We start from the raw sequence: 14,293 nt of genomic DNA on the forward strand, positions 1-14,293 counted from the left end.
CATAGTTCGATGCTTCGCATCGCCCCGGAATGACGGATACATCAATCCGCCTTCACAAAATCCTTGGCGATGATCGCATTCACGTCAAAACCCTTGTCGGCAAAGCCCTGCTCCTGCAGCCATTTGATCTGGTTGTCGACGTTCTTCACGTCGAGCTTGCCGTCGGGGTCGATATAGGCGCAGTTGCCGACCACCTGCTCGACCGGCAGGTTGGTGTATTTTGCGATGATCTCCAGCAGCGGTTTTGTCTGCTCGTTGATCGGCGCGACACCGTCCTTCATGGCGGCGAGGATGACGTCATGATATTCACGGTCGGCCTTCGCGAGCACGCCGAGGAATTTCGTCACCAGCGCCTTGTTGGTCAGCGTCTTCGGCGAAGCGAACACCGCGCCCAGCTGCCACGGCGTCTCGTCGCCGACCCAGCCCAGGAATTTCGCGCCGCCCTCGTCCATCAGTTTTCGCGCGGTGGAGATGGGCAGCAGCGCTGCATCGACGGTTTCGCCCTTCAGCGCGGCGGCTGCATTCGACAGCGATTGCAGCGGCACGATCTTCACGTCCGCAAGCTTGAAGCCGTATTTGTCGGCGAGCAGGCCGAGCGAATAGTGAAAGCTCGAGCCAACCTGGGTCATCGCCACGCGCTTGCCCGCAAGATCCTTCGGCGTCTTCAGGCCGGCAGCATAGGCGTTGTTGCTGGCGAAATAGCCAATCAGGGGATAGCCTGCTTTCTCGCGGCTCATGCCGCCGATCACCTTCAGCGTGCCCTTGCCGGCGAGATTGTAGAGACCGGCGGTGAAGGCGGTGACGCCGAAATCGACATCACCCGAGGTGGTGGCGACCGCGATCGGCTGCGCCGCGTCGAAGAACTTGAGCTCGACATCGAGGCCGGCTTCGCGAAAATAGCCCTTGTCCTGCGCGATGAAAACAGGCGCAGAGGAAGACAGGCGGAGCACGCCGACCTTGGCCTTCAGCGCGTCCTCGGCGCGCGCCGCGCCCATCGCCATGATCGCCAACAGGCCAGCAGCTGCGAGCCGTGCAATTCCGATCATCCCGTTTCCTCCGTCGTCTTCTTTAGCAGCCCGTCACAGACCTTCTGGTACGGGCTGATCCCGCCCGATAAAGGCGCCCTGTTGTTTCAACGTTTCCTGCAATTTTTCAATGGGGATTTCGCGTGGAATGCGGTTTCCGGAGAGTGCCAGCGCGGCGGCGGAACCGGCGGCTTCGCCCATCACGAAACAGGCACCGGAGACCCGCGCCGCCGACTGGCCCTCATGGGTCATCGAGGCGCAGCGGCCGGCGACCAGGAGGTTGTCGACGCCTTCGGGCACCAGCATGCGGTAGGGCAGCTCATTGTAGCCGCGCGACTCGGGGATCGGCGGGAAGGTGAAGACGACATCGCCGGGAACATGGGCCTCGATCGGCCAACCGTTGACGCCGATGGAGTCCTCGAACGAGGCGCAACCGAGCACGTCCTCGCCGCTGAGCTGGTAGCCGCCCTTGATGCGGCGGGTCTCGCGGATGCCGAGCTGCGGCGGCAGGTCGACGATGTAGGATTTTTCAAAGCCCGGCACCGTGCTACGCAAGAACTCGTACGCGGCGAGCGCCTGCTTGCGGCCTTCGATCTCGCCGCGGGTGAGATCGTCGGGCTCGATGCCGTTGATGGCGTGGCCGTCCTCGCGCGCGACCTGCGTAAAGTTCACCCGCCACTCGATGCCGGATTTTTGCGGCCGTACGATCGCGCTCTTGCGCGGGAATGTGTGCGTGCCGGCCGCAAGGGCCTTTTCCATCAATTGCGGGATGGTGCGCCAGGCCTCGCCGGCCTTGTCCGGATCGATTCCGTTGAGACGCAGCATCATCGACGGATAAAGCGGATGACCGTGCTCGTCGCCGATTTCGAACGGCGCGCCGGCCCACACGGCAAGATCGCCGTCGCCGGAGCAATCAATGAAGATCTCCGCGCGCACCGCCTGGCGTCCGGCCTTGGTCTCGACCAGCAGCGCGTCGATGCGGCGGTCATCGCCCATCACCACGCCGGCGCCGAGCGCATGGAAGAGGAGGTTCACCCCGTGGCTGGCGAGCAGTTGATCGGCCGCGATCTTGTAGGCCGCGGTGTCGTAGGCCTGAGCGAAGACCTTGCCGAGGATCAGATGCGGCGTGTTGAGGCCATTGAGCAGATCAATGCGTGCCAACAGCTCGGACGCCATGCCCTGCACCAGCCGGTGCGCCTTGCCGTAGACATTGCCGTGCAGGCCGCAGAAATTGGTAACACCGGCGGCCGTGCCCATGCCGCCGAGAAAGCCGTAGCGCTCGATCAGCAGCGTCTTGCGTCCGGCGCGCGCCGCGGAGGCCGCCGCGACAATTCCGGCGGGACCGCCGCCGAGCACCACGACTTCATATTCGCCGTAGAGCGGCACTTTGCGCGCTGGTTCTTCGATCGTCGTGGCCAGCATGGCGCGTCCCTTCCCAAAATTCCTTGCTTGCGGGCGACTATGAATTAACGCGCAGCAGGCTACAATCCACCAAAATATGCGATCAGCTTTCACGAATCGAGAAAGGTGAAGATGGACATCCTCGTGAACCTCCAGGCCTTCCTCGCCACCGCGGATGCCGCCGGCTTCTCGGCCGCGGCACGCAAGCTCAATGTCTCGACCTCCGTCGTCGCCAAGCGCGTCACGCAACTGGAGGCGCGGATCGGCACGCCGCTGTTTCACCGTTCGACGCGGCAATTGCGCCTGACCGAGGCCGGCCAGCGCTACGTGCATCGCGCGCGCGGCGTCGTCACTGACGCCACCGACCTGCTCTCGCGCATGGGCGAGAAGGGCCACGATCTGGTCGATCACCTCCGCATCAAGGCGCCGACCTCGCTGACGGTGGCGCGCCTTGCCGACGCCTTCAGCGCCTTCCAGACCCAGAACCCGCGATTAAAACTCGAGATCGTGCTGATCGATCGCCCGGTCGATCCCGTCACCGAAGGCTTTGACATCGCCATCGGCGCCTTCCCGCATTCCTTCGGCGGTGTGGTCGACGAGCCCCTGTGTCTGCTGAAGCGGCTGCTGTGCGCCTCGCCCGCGTACCTGAAGAAGCACGGCACGCCGAAACATCCGCGCGACCTGGTCGAGCACCGCTGCCTCAGTTTTCTGCCGACGGGACCGGAGTGGATCTTTGACGGGCCGCGCGGCCGCATCAGCATCCAGGTCAGTCCATTACTCTCCTCCAACGAAGGCCACGTGCTGGCGCGCAGCGCGATCGCCGGCAACGGCATCGCGCTGATGTCACATTATCTCGTCGCGGATGCCTTGCGTGACGGCAGGCTGAAGCCCGTGCTGCGCGACTTTCCGATTCCGGAATTGTGGGTGAAGGCTGCAATCCCCGAGCGGCGGCGCAACGCCGCTGCGGTGCAGGCGCTGCTGACGCTGCTGAAAACGTCATTGGCGCCGTCGCTGTGAGCCGCGTCGATCGTGAGGCGGCGGTAGCCCGCATGAGCGAAGCGACATGCGGGACTCTCGCGACATTCCCGGATGTCGCTTCGCTTATCCGGGCTACGAGGTGCGCGCCTGTCACAACATCGCAGTTGCTCTCGCGTGACGGAACTGAGAGAAGGGCCGCCATGGATTCGACATTCGTGAAATACGCATTCGCCGCCCTGATCGTTCTCGCGATCTCAACCACCGCTGCCTCCGCGGTGGAGCAAAACTGCCGCTTCATCCAGGCCAAGCCCGATCGCGAGGCGTGCTACAAGCGTCAGGAGGAAGAGCTTGCCGCGAAGCGCAAGCCCGCCGCGCCGACCGAGAGCACGACGCTCGAAACACTGCGCCAGATGCGACAGGACGACGACGCCGTCTACCGCAGCATCAACAACATCTGCCGCGGCTGCTAACGCTGTGACGAGTGCTTATAGACAAGTGAGATCACGAAGGCCTCCACCGGCTTGCTGCCGGGCGGCAGCGGCGGGAACGGCTGCGCCTGCCTGAGGGTATTGAGCGCCGCCTCATCCAGCATGGCCGAGCCTGAGCTGGTCTTCACGCTACTCGCCGCGAGCAATCCCCAATGGGAGATGCGAAAGGAAAGTTCGGCCGTCCCTTCGACCTTGTCCAGAGCGGCCTGCCGCGGATAGGATTTTTCGATCTGCAGCCGCGCAAACAACATGTGCCCGTATGCATCGATGGATTTCACACCTGCCCCCTTCGCCGCGCGCACACTGTCACGCGCCAGCGTGCTGCGGCCGTCACTTGGGTCAAGCTTGAGCACGCGGTCATAGTCCGAGATCGCGCGATCGAATTCCTTCTTCCGGCTGTAAGCCCATGCGCGATCCGCATAGGCGTCCCTGGAGCGAGGATCGAGCTTGATCGCCCGCGTCATGTCGGCAATCCCAGCATCGAACTGCCGCAGCAAAACGTGTCTCCGCCCCCGGGACAACAGGCGCGATGGCGTCGGATCAAGCCGAAGCGCCGCATCGAAATCCTTGAACGCGGCGTCATCTTCGAGACGGTACCAGTGCAGGAAACCGCGACGCATGAAGGCGTCAGCATTCCCCGGATGACTTGCAATCGCCTCGTCGAAATTGGTCAGCGCATGTGCGAAGTCGTCCTTGTCAAAATAGGCATCGGCGCGGCGGGCCAGCAGTCGGGACCGGCTCTCCCGGTTCTTTTCCTGATCGAGCAGTCTTGTGCAAACTTCGATGCGTATGGCGGAGGCGACCTTCTCGTCGTTGCAGATGACGATGTCATCGGAGCTTGCATGAGCGGGCCAGATTGTGACGATCAACCATAGCGCAAGAATGGACTTCCGACCCATAACCTCTCGGCCCCACACTCTCGATAGTGGCGGCCATCCTGCACATCGCTGGAGCAAAATCTACCCTTGGTTGCTCCAATTCCCCGCCCGCTTCTCTGCGAACGAGGCCAGCCCTTCCGCGGCCTCCGCGCTCTGGCGCTTGCGCGAATGCAGCTGCACGAGCCGCGTGTAGGCGGCATCGTCCACCGCCATGCCGCCGAACGAGCTCTCCAGCGCCAGCTTCTTGGTCTCGGCCATCGCCTCCGGTCCGTTGGCGAGCAGCTGCTCGACCACCTTGCGGCCTGCGGTCTCGAGGTCGGCGAGCGGCACCACCTCATGCACGAGGCCGATGCGGCGGGCGTCCTCGGCGCCGAAACGCTCGCCGGTGAGCGCGTAACGGCGGACTTGCCGTACACCAATGGCGTCGCAGAGCTGCGGAATGATGATCGCCGCGGTCAGGCCCCAGCGCACCTCGGTGATGGAGAACAGGGCGTTATCCGCCGCAATCACGACGTCGCAGGCTGCGATCACGCCGGTGCCACCGCCGAAACAGCCGCCCTGCACCAGGGCGACCGTCGGGACGGCCAAGGTGTTGAGCCGCTGCACGGCTTCGAAAGTCGCACGCGAGGCCGCCTCGTTGGCTTCCGTCGATTGCGGCCGCACGCCGTTGATCCATTTGAGGTCGGCGCCGGCCTGGAAATGCTTGCCGTTGCCCCTGAGAACGACGACCCGCAAGGCCGGCTTCTTAGCCAGCTCGTCCATGGCCGCCAGCACGCCCGAGATCAGCGCGCCGTCATAGGCGTTGTTCACCTCCGGCCGGTTCAACGTGACGGTCGCAACCCCGCGCTCATCGAGGCTCCACAGGACAGGGCTGGCAGTCATCGGCGATCCTCCGGTTGTTTGCCACGCACTATGGCCGAGGCCGCGCGCCTTGATCCATATCTTTCCGGCGTAGGGCAGCCGCGTCCATCGCATGGCGGCTTGTGTCATGCTGCCTTCTGACGGCACCAAGGGATCAGGACGGGACATCACATGCGCATCTGCATTTTCGGCGCGGGCGCCGTCGGCAGCCACATTGCGGTACGGCTGGCACGCGCCGGTCATGAGGTCTCGTGCGTAATGCGCGGCGCGCACCTGGAGGCGGTGCGCGCGGGCGGCCTCAAGCTACGGGTCGGCGATTCCGAGGTTTCCGCCAAGGTGAACGCATCAGGGGATCCGGCCCAGCTCGGCCCCCAGGACGTCGTGATCTCCACGCTGAAGGCAACTGCGCTGACGGGGCTGGTCTCCAGCATCAAGCCGCTGCTCCAGGACGACACCGCCATCGTGTTCGCCCAGAACGGCATTCCCTGGTGGTACAACATCGGCCTGCCGCCCCGGCATCCGACACCGCCGGATATTTCGTTCCTCGATCCCGGCGGCCGCCTGCGCGCCTGCATTCCGAAGGAGCGGATCATCGGCGGCGTCATCTTCTCCTCCAACGAGGTGACCGCACCCGGCGTCGTGCAGAACCTGACGCCCGACCGCAACCGCCTCCTGATCGGCGAATGCGACGATCGCAATTGCGAGCGCATCACCAAGCTCCGCAACGTCCTCAACGACGCGCGGCTGGAATCACCGCCGGTGGCCGAGATCCGCGAGGCGATCTGGTCAAAGCTGCTGACCAACATGTCGCTCTCGGTGCTGTGCCTGCTCACCGGCCAGACCGCGCGCGCCGTGCGCGACGACCCCGCTTTTGCCGAGGTCATTCCGCGCATGCTGAACGAGGCCAACGACATTGCCCAGCACTTCATCCCCGAGGTCAAGCGCGTCACGCGCAGCGGCCCCGCCCCCAACCACAAGCCGTCGCTGCTGCAGGATTACGAGCTCGGCCGCGCCATGGAGATCGATGTGCTGGTGAGGGCCCCGGCCGCCTTCGCGCGCACCGCCGGCCTGTCGACGCCGACGCTCGACCTGATCGCGGCGCTGGCGATCCAGAAGGCGCGCGACAAGGGGCTGTATTCGGCGTGAACTTCAGGCGATTTGGTCGATCCAGGCTGCGAGCGCGTCCAGCACCTCTGTGAGCGCCTCGTCATTGCTGCGGCCGGACTTCTTCAGCACCGCAAACGAGTGATCCCCGCCTTCGACCTGATGCAGCGTCGCCTTCGGGCCGAGCTTCTCGACGACAGGCTTGAGGTAGCTGAGATCAGCAAGCCCATCGCGGGTGCCTTGCAGGAACAGCATGGGGACCGTGATACCGGCGAGGTGCTCGGCGCGCTCGGACGACGGCTTCTTGTCGGCATGCAGGGGAAAGCCGAGGAAGGCGAGTCCTTTGACATCAGGCAATGCAGCCTTGGACTGCGCCTGTGAGGTCATGCGCCCGCCGAACGACTTTCCGCCCGCCACAAGCTTGAGACTGGGGCAGCGCCGCGCCGCCTCCGCGACAGCCGCGCGAACGGCGGCGTGCGCGACGGCGGGCTGGTCGGGACGCCCCCTCTTCTCTTCCATATAGGGAAAATTGAAGCGGAACGTCGCAATGCCGCGCTCGCCGAGGCCCGCCGCGACCTTCTCCATGAAGGAATGCCGCATGTCCGCACCCGCGCCGTGCGCAAGGACATAGCAGGCGCGCGCATCGGCCGGCAGCGTCAGGATCGCCGAGACCGTGCCGATGCGTTCGATGTCGAGCTTGAGCTCTTGAGTTTTGGTCGCCACAATCAGACATCCCGACAGACGCTGTTACGGCCGCCTTGGTAGCGTCACCGGCGCAGCCTGAAAACACAATAATTGCCGCCGCCGACTAGCCTACCAAGCCGGAACGCTGCATCAACCGAGGTAACCATGTCCTACCGCTCCTCCTGGATGACCGAAGAGCTCGAAATCTTCCGCGACCAGTTCCGGAAGTATCTTGCCAAGGACCTGGCCCCGCATGCGGAAAAATGGCGCGAGCAGAAGATGGTTGACCGCTTCGCTTGGCGCGGGCTCGGCGAGATGGGTGCGCTGCTGGCGAGCGTGCCGGAGGAATATGGCGGCTTGGGTGCAACTTTCGCCTATGACGCCGCGGTGCTCGACGATCTCGAGAGCACCGTGCCGGAGCTGACGACCGGCGTCTCCGTGCACAGCGCCATCGTCGCGCATTACATCCTCAATTACGGCTCGGAGGAGCAGAAGAAGCGCTGGCTGCCGAAGATGGCCTCGGGCGAGATGGTCGGTGCCATCGCCATGACCGAGCCCGGCACCGGCTCGGACCTCCAGGCCGTCAAGACCACCGCGAAGAAGCAGGGCAATTCCTACGTCATCAACGGCCAGAAGACTTTTATCACCAACGGCCAGGCTGCCGATCTCGTCGTCGTGGTCGCGCGCACCGGCGAGCTAGGTGCCAAAGGCATTTCGCTGATCGTGGTCGAGACGGCGGGTGCGGACGGCTACAAGCGCGGGCGCAACCTCGACAAGATCGGACTGCACGCCTCCGACACGTCGGAGCTTTTCTTCGACAATGTGCAGGTAGCCCCGGAAAACCTGCTCGGCAAGGAGGAAGGCCAGGGTTTTGTCCAGCTGATGCAGCAATTGCCGCAGGAGCGCCTCGCGCTCGCAGTCGGCGCCGTCGCTTCGATGGAGCGGGCCGTAAAACTCACCACCGAGTACACCAAGGAGCGGAAGGCCTTCGGCAAGCCTCTGATGGATTTCCAGAACACCGCCTTCACGCTCGCCGAGCGCAAGACCGAGGCGATGATCGCCCGTGTCTTCGTCGACTGGTGCATCGAGCGGCTCATCGCAAAAGATCTCGACACCGTGACGGCATCGATGGCGAAATACTGGTGCTCGGACAAGCAGGTCCAGACTGCCGACGAATGCCTGCAGCTGTTCGGCGGCTACGGCTACATGCAGGAGTACCCGATCTCGCGCATCTTCATCGATTCCCGCATCCAGAAGATCTATGGCGGCACTAACGAGATCATGAAGCTGCTGATCGCGCGGTCGCTGTGATCACCGCGTACGCCAGTCGCGCGGCCGGCAGCCGAAACGCTGCTTGAAGCGCCGCGTGAAGTGGGAGAGGTCCGAGAAACCCCAGTCGAACGCGATGGCGCCGATCGCCCGATCCGCCATGGCGGGATCCCTGAGATTCCTGGCCGCGCCATCGAGCCGATGCTCGATCACATATTCGGTGAAGCTGGAGCCCGATCGCGCCAGCAGCTTATGCACGTAGCGCTCGCTGATCCCCACGGCGTCGGCGACATCAGCAACCGCAAGGCCGGGCTCACGGAGCCGCCGGTGAATGGCGCGTTTCAACGCCAGCGTGGTCGCATCAGTGAGGCTCTCCGATTCCGCAGCACCTGCCCGGCTGCACCGCGACAGGCTGACGGCAACCAGCTCGATCAGCGCCCGAAACAGCCGCACGCCCTCGTCCTCGGTCATGCGCAGCGCTCCGTCGCTCAGCGTGCGCGCCGTCTCCACGATGAGGTTGCCGACGAACGGATCGTCTGAGACGCGGCAGGCGGTGATGTCGAACGACGCCGGCAACCGCTCGCGCAGTGCGCCTGCCGGCACCCAGAACGAGGCCACCTGCAATTGCGGACCACGATCATGCAGCAGGGCGAACTGCCGGTCGCTGTCGAAGATTCCGACCTGCCCGGGCGAGAGGCTGATCTCATGGCCATCCTGCTGGATGCGGCAGCGGCCGGCCAGCTTCAGGTTGAGGTAGAAGCAGCTGCGGTCGGACGCCGCGATGTCGGCAGCGGAGCGGCGCACCACATGCTCGGGAAAGCCGACGCGGTTGATCGCGGCATCGCCGAGACGGACGTGCTCGACGCTAGCTGGAAAGCCAGCCGCGGCCGTCGGCTCCGGCGTCAGATTCATGAATGCCTGGCAGATCGCCTCGCGGTAATAGGCGAATTGCTCGTTCGGCCGCAGGCCCGCGGTATTCCAGGCCGATTGGCGTGACGGAACGGCGCGCTCGATCTGCTGCATCGGTTCACTCCGAGACCAATCCGGTTCACTTCCAGCCAAGCAACAAATCAGTCGCCGGTCCACATTTGCCGCGCGGCGACGCTGCGCCGATCTAAACACACCCACGGGAGGAGCCACAACATGTCGACCTACGTCCTCGTTCACGGCGCCTGGCATACCGGCACGGAGTTCGAGCCTGTGGCGGCCCCGATCCGCGCCCACGGCCATCAGGTCCACACGCCGACGATCAAGGGCAACCGCCCGGGGGACACCAAGACGACCGGGCTGAAGGAAGCGATCCAATCGGTCGCCGACTACCTCGCCGAGAACAATCTCACGGACGTCATCCTGCTCGGCCATTCCTATGGCGGCATGGTCATCACCGGTGTCGCCGACCTCGCGCCCGAGCGCATCCGCCGTCTCGTCTACTGGAACGCCTTCGTGCCCAACAATGGCGAGTGCCTCAACGACATGGTGCCGCCGCACTATATCGGGCTGTTCGACGCGATCGCGGCCGAGCGCGGCGATGGTTCGGTGGTGCTGCCATTCCCGGTCTGGCGCGAAGCCTTCATCAACGATGCCGATATCGAGACGGCGCAGCGCGCCTATGACGTGCTCAATCCGCATCCGCTCGCGACCTTCACCGACAAGATCGCGCTCAAGGCCAACCCGGCCGAAATGCCGCTGGCAAAATCCTACATCAACTGCACCGAGGACACCGCGCTGCCGCACAGCTATGGCTGGCATCCGCGTCTGTCGGAGAAGCTCGGCCTGTTCCGCCTGGTGCAGGTGCCGGGAAGCCACGAGCTGTGCTTCTCCGATCCGGCCCGCCTCGCCAAGGCGATCATGGAGGCGGGACGCGACTGACGGGCCCCGCAGCTGATCTCGTGGTCCGCTGGAGCTACCTCATCCGCTTGTCGGCGGCGACGAAGTCGATGAAGGTCCGCACCTTCGCGGAGAGATATTTGCGGCTGGGATAGACCGCGAACAGCTTGCCGACGAAGACGATGTGCTCCGGCATGACGTGTTCGAGACGCCCCGCAGCGATGTCGGCGGCGACCAGCCATTTCGGCAGGAAGGCGAGGCCCATGCCTTCGAGCGCGGCCATGTGCAGCAGCGTCTCGTTGGCGCTGCGCAGCACCGGATCGAGCTTGATGGTCTCGGGGCCGTTCTCGCCCTGGAAGGAAAAGCTCTCGCCGGGATAAAGCGCGTAGTGCAATAGCGCGTGGCCGGCGATGTCGGCGATCCTGGCCGGGCGCCCTGCGCGTTTGAGGTAGGCCGGCGCGGCGACCATGTAGAACGGAACGTTGGTGATCGGACGCGCGATCAGCGCCTCGTCGGGCGCGGCGGTCGCGCGCAAAGCGAGATCGAATCCCTCCTCCACGAGGTTGACCAGCCGCCCGCTGAGATCGACGTCGAGGCGCACATCTGGATATCGCGCCTGATAATCCGCCAGCACGCTTGCGAAGATCGTGTTCGCCATCCACACCGGCGCGGTCAGCCGCAGCGTGCCGCGCGGCACGACGGTGGCATGGCTGACGGCGGCCTCGACCTCATCGAGCGAATCCAGCATCTGCCGCGCCTGCTCGAAATAGAGCGTGCCGCTCTCGCTGAGGCTGACGCGGCGGCTGGTCCGGTTGAGCAGCCGCGTGCCCAGCCGCTTCTCGAGCTGCATCACGTGCTTGCTCGCCATGGCGGGGGAGATGCGCAGGCGCTGCGCCGCAGCCGCAAAGCTCTTCAGCTCTGCGACCAGGCAAAACACCCTCATGCTGACCAGGGAATCCATGAGATCATCAACATCCAGGAAAGGAACCTATCCTGAAACATATAATGATCAAAAATGGAGAAACCATCAAATGGTGGCAACCCTCACCGTTTGGAGAACCACCATGTCCGCCACCACCTTCGAACCCCCCACCCCCGGCCGCGCCCTTCGCATCGGCCTCTGGGCCGCCCAAATCGTCCTTGCCTTCGTCTTCATCTCGGCGGGATTCGTGAAGCTGACCACACCGATTCCCCAGCTGGCCGCGATGATGCCCTGGGCCGGCCAGTATTCCGAGACGTTCGTTCGATCCATCGCGCTGGTCGATCTCGCCGGCGGCATCGGCATCCTGCTGCCGGCGCTGACGCGGATCCTGCCGCGGCTGACGGTGCTCGCTGCGCTCGGCTGCTCGGTATTGCAGGTGATTGCGCTCCTCTTCCATCTCTCGCGCGGCGAGGCCGCGGTGGCGCCGCTCAATGTCGTCCTGCTGGCGCTCGCCGTGTTCGTGCTGTGGGGACGCAACAACAAGGCCCCGATCGCACCGCGGCAGTTCTGACCGGCAGGAGCGCCGTCGCCATGATCCCTGCCAATCGATGGTCCCGCAGGGGCCTGCTCGCCGGCACCGCGATCCTCACGGCCGGCGGCGCCGCCGCCGCCAGGGAGGATCGCCTCGCCGATGGCGTCGTCATCCTGATCGACAGCAACGAGCCCTATGTCATGGGTCACGCGATCAGCTACTCGGCCAACCTCTCAAAGCATTTTGCGGAGCGGGGCGCGCGATTGCAGATCGAGGTCGTCGCCAACGGCAAGGGCATCGACGTGTTCCGCGCCGACAAAACGCCGCTGGTCGAGCCGCTCGCGACGCTGCGGCAGTCGCTGCCCAATCTCACCTACAGCATGTGCGCCTCGTCAAAGACGATCGCGGAAGCCAAGGAGCAGATCTCGATTCCGCTGATCCCAGGCGCAAGCCTCGTCCCGTTCGGGATCGGCCGCGTCGTCGATCTGCAACTGAAGGGCTGGGCTTATATCCATGCGTAAGGCGGCGCACGAAGGCGTTGCGCTGTCGCGGCGATCGATCCTGATGGCCGCGGTAGCCTCACTCGCTGTCCCGCGCACAGGCGGCGCGCAGGACGGCTGGCCACCGGTGTTCGAGGCCGACCGCAGCCAGTTCACGGTGGTGCGGCCGCGGGCGATGATGCCACAACTCAGGCTTCAGGATTTGCACGGCCGGGATGCGATCGTGACGGCAAAACCGGGCCGCATCACGCTGGTGAACTTCTGGGCGACCTGGTGCGCGGCCTGCAAGCTCGATCTGCCGATGCTCGCAAGCCTTGCGGGATCGCGACCCGACCACCTCGACATCGTCGCGATCTGCACGGACACCAAAGACCTCCGCAAGATCCGCGCGTTTCTCGGCGGCCTCGCCGTGCAGAACCTCGCCTGCTATGCCGACAGCTACGGCGCGGCAGCCGAAGCATCGGCCGCGGTATTCTCGCTCGTCGGCATGCCCATCACTTATCTCGTCGGGATGGGCGGGCGCATCGAGGGCTACGTCGCAGGCGCACCCGACTGGCTCTCACCCGCGGGCGCGCGGCTGCTGCAATTCTATCGCGAGCAGGGCTAGTGCCGTCTCAATTCGGATGCCACCAGCGGCCGCCGATGACGACGCCCTCCGAGACGATCTTCCTGTCGCCGATCAGGTGCTCGCCGACGACGTCCTCATAGTCGAACTGGCCCTGCCTGACCGTAACAAGCGTGGCGTCGCCGACGCTGCCCGGCTTGAGGCTGCCGAGCTCGGGACGCCGCAGCGCCATCGCAGCGTTCACCGTCGAGGCCGCGACCACATCGGAGAGCTCCATGCCCATGCACAGGAACTTCGACATGGTCGTCACCTGGTCGAAAGCCGGGCCATCAATGCAGAGCTGGTGAATATCGGAGGAGATGGTGTCCGGATAGAAGCCGTTGGCGAGCATCGCACGCGCGGTCTTGAACGCGAACGAGCCCTTGCCGTGACCGATGTCGAACAGCACGCCGCGCTCGCGCGCGTTCAGCACGACCTTCTTGACCGTGCCCTGCGCGGTCGCCGGCGTATTGGGGAAGGGACGGAACGCGTGGGTGAGAACGTCGCCGGGGCGCAGGCGTGCGAGCACGTCCTCATAGCTCGGCGGTGGATGGTCGATATGCGCCATCAGCGGCATGCCGACCTCGTTGGCAACCTCGAGCGCGATGTCGAGCGGCACCAGCCCCGAGGTGCCCGAGGAATGCAAGCCCACGCGCACCTTGATGCCGACGATGAGATCGCGGTTGGCATCGGCCACCTTGGCCGCCTCGATCGGATTCATCAGCCGCAGCTCCTCGCTCTCGCCGACCATGATCCGGTGCGAGAAGCCGAAGATGCCGGCATGCGAGACGTGCAAATAAGCGAGAATGCGGACCTGGCTCGGCTCGATCACATGCTTGCGGAAACCGGCGAAATTGCCGGGCCCGGCACTGCCGGTATCGACCGCCGTGGTGACGCCCGAGAGGCGGCAAAATTCCTCGGCATCGATGCCAAGCGAGGTGCCGCCCCAATAGACATGGGTGTGGAGATCGATCAACCCCGGGGTCACGATGAACTGCGAGACATCGCGCACATCCGTGCCCGGATCCGCCTTGAGTCCGGAGCCGATCGCGGCAACCTTGCCACCCGAAAAAGCGACATCCGTCACGGCATCGAGCTTCTGAGAGGGGTCAACGACCCTTCCGCCGCGCAGGATCAAGTCAAAAGGCATCATGGTCTCCGGAATTGTGGCAAGGCGTGGCAGGCGCGGCCCAAGCCACTTCCTGCCTCGATCATCGGCC

At 64.7% G+C, this 14,293-nt stretch carries 16 protein-coding genes; 8 read left to right on the plus strand and 8 right to left on the minus strand.

The annotated features are described in order from the left end of the window. Positions 1-41 precede the first annotated feature (41 nt). A complete protein-coding gene (locus tag JQ592_RS18910; protein ID WP_211404313.1) occupies positions 42-1,046 on the minus strand; it encodes an ABC transporter substrate-binding protein in 1,005 nt (334 codons plus the stop codon). A gap of 33 nt (positions 1,047-1,079) precedes the next feature. Continuing rightward, on the minus strand, positions 1,080-2,447 hold the full coding sequence (locus JQ592_RS18915) for an FAD-dependent oxidoreductase (RefSeq protein ID WP_211404314.1): 1,368 nt from the start codon (positions 2,445-2,447) through the stop codon (positions 1,080-1,082). A gap of 111 nt (positions 2,448-2,558) precedes the next feature. On the opposite strand from JQ592_RS18915, the gene JQ592_RS18920 reads away from it, so the two are divergent. Both JQ592_RS18920 and JQ592_RS18925 read left to right on the plus strand, forming a co-directional pair. Then, positions 2,559-3,443, plus strand: coding sequence for a LysR family transcriptional regulator (locus tag JQ592_RS18920; RefSeq protein WP_211404315.1), 885 nt, complete (start codon positions 2,559-2,561; stop codon positions 3,441-3,443). A 161-nt stretch (positions 3,444-3,604) separates the two neighbouring features. Then, the gene (locus JQ592_RS18925) at positions 3,605-3,874 is read left to right on the plus strand and encodes a hypothetical protein (RefSeq protein WP_211404316.1); all 270 of its coding nucleotides are present in this window, start codon (positions 3,605-3,607) and stop codon (positions 3,872-3,874) included. On the opposite strand, the gene JQ592_RS18930 is transcribed toward JQ592_RS18925, so the two are convergent. Beyond that, a complete protein-coding gene (locus tag JQ592_RS18930) occupies positions 3,871-4,791 on the minus strand; it encodes a TonB family protein (protein ID WP_211404317.1) in 921 nt (306 codons plus the stop codon). The genes JQ592_RS18925 and JQ592_RS18930 overlap by 4 nt on opposite strands. A 60-nt stretch (positions 4,792-4,851) precedes the next feature. After that, positions 4,852-5,652: an enoyl-CoA hydratase-related protein gene (locus tag JQ592_RS18935; RefSeq protein ID WP_211404318.1), complete on the minus strand. Its 801-nt coding sequence runs from the start codon at positions 5,650-5,652 to the stop codon at positions 4,852-4,854. A 150-nt stretch (positions 5,653-5,802) separates the two neighbouring features. Between JQ592_RS18935 and JQ592_RS18940 the strand changes: the two genes are divergently transcribed. After that, positions 5,803-6,777, plus strand: a complete 975-nt coding sequence (locus JQ592_RS18940; protein WP_211404319.1) for a ketopantoate reductase family protein — start codon at positions 5,803-5,805, stop codon at positions 6,775-6,777. 3 nt (positions 6,778-6,780) lie between these two features. Here JQ592_RS18940 and JQ592_RS18945 read toward each other — a convergent pair whose 3' ends face one another. Continuing rightward, entirely contained in the window at positions 6,781-7,458 is a 678-nt protein-coding gene (locus tag JQ592_RS18945) for an alpha/beta hydrolase family protein (RefSeq protein WP_211404320.1), read from the minus strand. A 126-nt stretch (positions 7,459-7,584) separates the two neighbouring features. On the opposite strand from JQ592_RS18945, the gene JQ592_RS18950 reads away from it, so the two are divergent. After that, on the plus strand, positions 7,585-8,730 hold the full coding sequence (locus tag JQ592_RS18950) for an acyl-CoA dehydrogenase family protein (protein ID WP_211404321.1): 1,146 nt from the start codon (positions 7,585-7,587) through the stop codon (positions 8,728-8,730). Here the strand turns inward: JQ592_RS18950 and JQ592_RS18955 are convergent, their stop codons facing one another. Next, complete coding sequence (locus JQ592_RS18955; protein ID WP_211404322.1) at positions 8,731-9,711, minus strand: helix-turn-helix domain-containing protein; 981 nt, start codon at positions 9,709-9,711, stop codon at positions 8,731-8,733. A 120-nt stretch (positions 9,712-9,831) separates the two neighbouring features. On the opposite strand from JQ592_RS18955, the gene JQ592_RS18960 reads away from it, so the two are divergent. Continuing rightward, positions 9,832-10,557, plus strand: a complete 726-nt coding sequence (locus tag JQ592_RS18960) for an alpha/beta fold hydrolase (protein WP_211404323.1) — start codon at positions 9,832-9,834, stop codon at positions 10,555-10,557. 34 nt (positions 10,558-10,591) lie between these two features. Here the strand turns inward: JQ592_RS18960 and JQ592_RS18965 are convergent, their stop codons facing one another. Further along, positions 10,592-11,476: a LysR family transcriptional regulator gene (locus tag JQ592_RS18965; protein WP_211404324.1), complete on the minus strand. Its 885-nt coding sequence runs from the start codon at positions 11,474-11,476 to the stop codon at positions 10,592-10,594. A 103-nt stretch (positions 11,477-11,579) separates the two neighbouring features. Here JQ592_RS18965 and JQ592_RS18970 point away from each other — a divergent pair, with 103 nt between their 5' ends. Genes JQ592_RS18970 through JQ592_RS18980 form a run of 3 tightly spaced genes read left to right on the plus strand, consistent with a single transcriptional unit; the run spans position 11,580 to position 13,076 of the window. Then, on the plus strand, positions 11,580-12,008 hold the full coding sequence (locus JQ592_RS18970; protein ID WP_211404325.1) for a DoxX family protein: 429 nt from the start codon (positions 11,580-11,582) through the stop codon (positions 12,006-12,008). 20 nt (positions 12,009-12,028) lie between these two features. After that, positions 12,029-12,490: a DsrE family protein gene (locus JQ592_RS18975; protein WP_211404326.1), complete on the plus strand. Its 462-nt coding sequence runs from the start codon at positions 12,029-12,031 to the stop codon at positions 12,488-12,490. Beyond that, complete coding sequence (locus JQ592_RS18980) at positions 12,483-13,076, plus strand: TlpA family protein disulfide reductase (protein ID WP_211404327.1); 594 nt, start codon at positions 12,483-12,485, stop codon at positions 13,074-13,076. The genes JQ592_RS18975 and JQ592_RS18980 overlap by 8 nt, the downstream gene beginning before the upstream one ends. A gap of 7 nt (positions 13,077-13,083) precedes the next feature. Here the strand turns inward: JQ592_RS18980 and JQ592_RS18985 are convergent, their stop codons facing one another. Beyond that, on the minus strand, positions 13,084-14,223 hold the full coding sequence (locus JQ592_RS18985) for an amidohydrolase/deacetylase family metallohydrolase (protein ID WP_211404328.1): 1,140 nt from the start codon (positions 14,221-14,223) through the stop codon (positions 13,084-13,086). Positions 14,224-14,293 lie beyond the last annotated feature (70 nt).

Origin of the sequence: Bradyrhizobium iriomotense (genome assembly GCF_018129405.1) — a bacterium.
In the GTDB taxonomy this organism is placed as follows: domain Bacteria; phylum Pseudomonadota; class Alphaproteobacteria; order Rhizobiales; family Xanthobacteraceae; genus Bradyrhizobium; species Bradyrhizobium iriomotense_B.